At 45.4% G+C, this 4,988-nt stretch carries 5 protein-coding genes; 1 reads left to right on the forward strand and 4 read right to left on the reverse strand.

Features of this window, described 5'->3' with window-relative positions; translation table 11 throughout:
• The coding region (locus KTQ83_RS11270) for a hypothetical protein (protein WP_217256857.1) at positions 1-548 on the forward strand (548 nt) is incomplete at its 5' end.
• A gap of 15 nt (positions 549-563) precedes the next feature.
• On the opposite strand, the gene KTQ83_RS11275 is transcribed toward KTQ83_RS11270, so the two are convergent.
• The 4 genes from KTQ83_RS11275 to KTQ83_RS11290 form a co-directional block, all read right to left on the reverse strand.
• Entirely contained in the window at positions 564-800 is a 237-nt protein-coding gene (locus KTQ83_RS11275) for a hypothetical protein (RefSeq protein ID WP_015528449.1), read from the reverse strand.
• 123 nt (positions 801-923) lie between these two features.
• Positions 924-1,292 (reverse strand): metal-dependent transcriptional regulator, encoded by a 369-nt coding sequence (locus tag KTQ83_RS11280; protein ID WP_015528448.1) that lies wholly within the window; start codon positions 1,290-1,292, stop codon positions 924-926.
• 11 nt (positions 1,293-1,303) lie between these two features.
• Complete coding sequence (locus tag KTQ83_RS11285; RefSeq protein ID WP_015528447.1) at positions 1,304-3,052, reverse strand: ABC transporter ATP-binding protein; 1,749 nt, start codon at positions 3,050-3,052, stop codon at positions 1,304-1,306.
• Positions 3,053-4,837, reverse strand: a complete 1,785-nt coding sequence (locus KTQ83_RS11290; protein ID WP_138344132.1) for an ABC transporter ATP-binding protein — start codon at positions 4,835-4,837, stop codon at positions 3,053-3,055.
• Positions 4,838-4,988 lie beyond the last annotated feature (151 nt).

A 4,988-nucleotide genomic window follows, 5' to 3' on the forward strand; every position in this document is an offset into this window, starting at 1 on the left:
TTGAACGATGGGCAAAGCTCAATAATCTAAAAGAGGCAGCCCGCACCTTCAACTATCTTTCCGAAAATAACTTGCTGAATTATGACGATTTCAGGCAGCATGTATCTGACATTGAAGCTTCTGTGAAAGTTGCCGACCAAAGAATAGCACAAATCAACAGTGAGCTGAGCACGCAGAAAGTCATTCAGAAACACTGCAATTCTTACCGGCTTTGTCGTAAAGTAATTGAAGATTGTAAATCTGCTAAAAATCCAAAAGCATACCGCACCAAACATCAGGCAGAATACCAGCTCCACGATTCACTAAAAAAAGAGCTTCAGGATCTCGGTATCACCAAAATCCCAAGCTCTAATAAAATCCAGAAGCGGATTGAAAATCTTGAATCTGAACAGGATGCTACTGTCCGGGAAAAACAGGAATTGCAGAAAAAGCAGAAAACCCTAGAGATCATTCAGCAAAATTTCACTGTACTGCTCGATGCTCCAGAGATCAGTTCAGACTTACTTCCGGCAAAAAAGGAACCTGTTTCTGTCACAAGAGAAAAATAAGATTGCACTGGCAACTCACTCATTTTCTTCCAAATCTTCCCAAGGTTTCAAATCCTTTTCCTCCCAGGTGACACCATACGGTGCACCTCCGGAGGTATAACCAGCAATACAGAAAAATCGGTCATCTTGCAAGATCTCTTCTTTGGTCAGATTATCTCTTGCTTCTTTTTTCCGTTTTGCTCGCCTCTGTTTCCTCTTTTGTTTCGCAACAGCTGCTTTTTCTTCCGGCGTTTTCCTATGTCCTTTTGCCATAAGTGTTTCTAGTGTAATTCCACTCTGAATGTCTTTTAGTATACGAGTTTCATACCCTGTTTCACGTTTCTCAACAATTCTATAGTATGATGAACATAAAAGATTCGGTGAATCAACATTGTACTAATACTTTTTTTCAACCGAAGTTTTCAATTTTTCAAAAGCTTCTTCACTGATTACATGTTCTATCCGACAGGCATCTCTTTCTGCAGTTTCCCGATCAACCCCGACAGCTACAAGCTGCTCCGTAAAGAACTGATGGCGTTCATAAATTTTCTCGGCAACCTCCCGCCCGGCATTAGTCAGATTGAGGTATCCATCTTCATCGACAGTCAGGAAACCGCCATTCTTTAACACACCTACTGCATGGCTGATGCTCGGTTTACTGAATCCCATGTGCCGGGCAAGATCAATGGATCGGACCATACCCTGCTTCTTTTGAAGAATCAGCACAGCCTCCAGATAATCCTCCCCGGACGCATGAATCTTCATCGGTTCCTCCTTTATGCAAGGCTCCAGCCGGAAGCCTTTTTACGGATATTTACAAAATCCTGATAAATCCCGGCTTTTGCCATAAGCTCGTCATGGGTTCCCTGTTCGCTGATCCGTCCATCAGAGATCACCAAAATCTGATCTGCCTGACGGATGGTATTCAGGCGATGTGCAATCACAAGTAATGTTTTACCCTTTACCAGCTCATTGATTGCCTCCTGGATATAGCTTTCATTATCGGTATCAACACTTGCAGTCGCTTCATCCAGAATGACAATCGGTGCGTCCTTCAAAATGCATCGGGCGATAGAGATTCTTTGCTTTTCGCCGCCGGACAGAGTAGCGCCGCCTTCACCGATGACTGTCTGGAATCCATCTGGCAGCGCCATGATAAAATCATAGCAGCGGGCTTTTTTTGCAGCCTCATAGACTTCTTCCTCGGTAGCGTCCGGTTTACCCATGCTGATATTGTTGTAAATGGTATCCTGGAACAAGTACACCCTCTGGAAAACCATGCTGATCTGTTCCATCAGTTCGGCGAGAGGTACATCCCGAATATCTGTACCACGGATTGTCACTTTGCCGGATTTCACATCCCACAGCCGCGCCAGAAGGTTCGCAATCGTGGATTTGCCACCGCCAGACGGTCCCACAAGTGCGGTCATGGTATTCTTCTGCATAGAGAAGCTGATGTTGTGCAGGACTTCCTTGTCCTGATAGGCGAAGCCCACATCGCTAAATTGTACTTCTGGCTGATCCGGCTGTGCCTGTGACAGAATATGTTGATTTCCGTTATCGGGAAGTTCGGGCTCGTCCAAAACAGCTTCAATGCGGTCTAATGCGGCATTCATCACGGTCAGTCGGGTTGCTTCTCCATAAAGAGCTTTCAGAGGTCCAAAGAGATCAAAGACAAACAGCAGCACGCCCAAAAGATAAGCCAGGGAGAGTACGCCTTCCTGATGTAAAAAAACGGATAAACCGAAGATAGCGGCAATACCCACGCCATAGAGAATGTTTAAGCCAGTGGTCCACGGTGTCATTTTCTGCTCAAACTTCGTATTGACATCCCTTGATTTTTTGAAGTTTTCCGTTAATTCGTCAGATTTTTCTCCGAGCAGATTGTAACTTTTGATAACCCCAATTCCTTCAGCAAAAGACAAGACCGCATCCGTCAAATTCTCGCTTTGGTTTTGACGCCCGACAGCCTCCTTGAAGGAAACCTTATTCATATATTTTGCAACCAGTGATGCCAGCAAGGTAATGATTACCGCAATCAGCCCAAGTCTCCAATCCAGTACGAACATAAAAACAGCTAAAACCAAAGTAGACAGCATATAGCTCATCATGTTGCCAATGGTACTCATAGAAACTTCCTCAATGAATACCATATCCGTACTGAGAACAGAGCTGATTTTTCCAATATTCCCCGATGTAAAGTAACCCATCGGCATTTTTCTTAAATGATTTCCCAACTCCATCCGTTTATCAGCAAAGATCATAAATCCAGCGGCACTTTGCAGACGGTCGCTCAAATAGTGAACCACTGTCTGAACCACTACAACAGCTAATAATCCAAGTCCGACAAACAGACAGGTCTTTCCAGTCAGCGTATTATCAGCAAACCCGGCCAAGACAATAAACGCCATGAAGATCGGCATTTTGGAGAGAATGGACTCGACAAATGCACATAGAAATGCAGCCTGAATACGGCTTTTATACCTCCCGGAGAGGTTCAGGATTCTTGAAATCAATGCAAACATTTATCTTCCCTCCTTTGCAGTAGATACTTTCCACTCGGCGCTGTCCTGAGCCGCTTTCCACAACTTTTGGTATTCTGGGCAAGCTTGAATCAGCTCCTGATGTTTTCCGGTTGCCACCATCTTTCCGTGATCCATAACGCATATTTGATCTGCGTTCATTATAGCGGGAAGTTTGTGAGCGATAACTACCAAGGTTTTTCCCTCCACCAGCTCCGCAATAGCAGCCTCCATTTTTTCCTCATTTTCTGGATCAGCATAGGCCGTAGCCTCGTCAAGCACTACAATCGGGGCATCCTTCAATATTGCCCGCGCCAGGGAAATTCGCTGGCGCTGCCCCCCGGAAAGCATTTTCCCCGCATCGCCCGCCATGGAGTGAATACCTTGCGGCAGCTTTTCCAGAAACTCCATACACCGGGCTTTCTTCGCCGCCTGCATTACTTCCTCATCGGTAGCATCCAAACGTCCAAGACGGATATTTTCCAGCAGGGAGGTGTTAAACAGGTACTGATCCTGAGCCACATAGGAAATGCGGCTGTTCAATGCCTCCAGGCTCATATCACAAAGTTTATGCCCGCCAATGGAAATGCTCCCTTTCTGCGGGTCATAGTAGTGGATCAACAGTTTTGCAAGGGTGCTCTTGCCAGAACCGGATTCACCAACTAGGGCAGTTTTTTGTCCTGCTTGTGCCACAAAGGTAATATCGTGGAGGACTTCGTTTTCCGCTATTATCGGTTTCCCATCTGGGCCAGGCTGTGTCGTCTGATACGCAAAGGAAACATGATCGTAAGAAATGTTAAAATCCTGTCCGTGGAAATCATCCTCAGCAGCTTGCAGCGGTGCCGTATTTAACATCTGTTCAAGTGCCGTGATCTTATAATTCAGATTCGGAATCGTCTCCATAAAGCCCAGTGCTTTCAGGAGAGGAATCCCAATGCTGAGGGAAAGGCAGAGGACTAAAATCAAATCAGGTAAAGTGCTTATGCCACAGAGAACAAACCATGCCCCAAGAGGCAAAGTCAGAATAACAGTGCAGGGCAGTAGACTTCCGTATATCGCCATCCAGGGCCAGGCGGCCTTATACCATGCCAAGGTATAATCCCGATAGTCCGTTACATCCTTGCGGAAGTTCTCGTAAGATTCGCTCTCCCGGTTGAAAACCTTGACAACCTCCATACCATTGATGTACTCAATGATCGTGTTGTTCATTTTCTGTGCAGACTGATAGTAGGGACCCATGCGCTTCATTCCAACAGAGTACATAATGACCATGGAGAGCAGGCTGATCGGGATAGAGGCCAAAGACATAAGAGCCAGTTTCCAGTCCGCACAAAACATAGCAACATAAATCACCAGCGGGATCAGTAAATTTGCGATACCCTCTGGGACTGAATGAGCAAGGAGCAATTCCAAGCTGTCCACATCATCGACAAACAGCTTTTTGATTGTCCCTGTCCCTTTTTCCTCCACAATGCCAAGGGGAAGTTTCTCAAACTTCTTTTGCAGAGATACCCGCAGCCGCAACAATGTGTTATATGCTGCTTTATGAGAAATTGATAATCCCCATCCATAAAAAAACGCCTGCAAAACAAGACAGATCAAAACCCCTATAACACGCAATAAAACAAATTCTGTTTCAACAGAATCGCCCATAACCAATGGCGAAATGACCTGATAGGCCAGCACAAAAGGCAGGATACCCGTAAGAACGCTGACCAGTACGACAACCGTGGCCACATACATATTTTTCTTATATGGCCCTGCGTACTCAAAGATTTTTTTGAACATAAGCCCTCCTTATATTGAGCCGTACTGTCTGTGCTTCAAAAACAAGAGGCCGCCAAAGTAAAGTGGCCTCTTATCATTATCTTTCTGTCCAGTCAAGGCGGCCCTGACATTCATAATTTCTAAAATTCACTGGCGGATTCGGAAAAAATCC

The sequence above is a fragment of the Holdemanella porci genome (assembly GCF_019052655.1).
GTDB lineage: Bacteria > Bacillota_I > Bacilli_A > Erysipelotrichales > Erysipelotrichaceae > Holdemanella > Holdemanella hominis.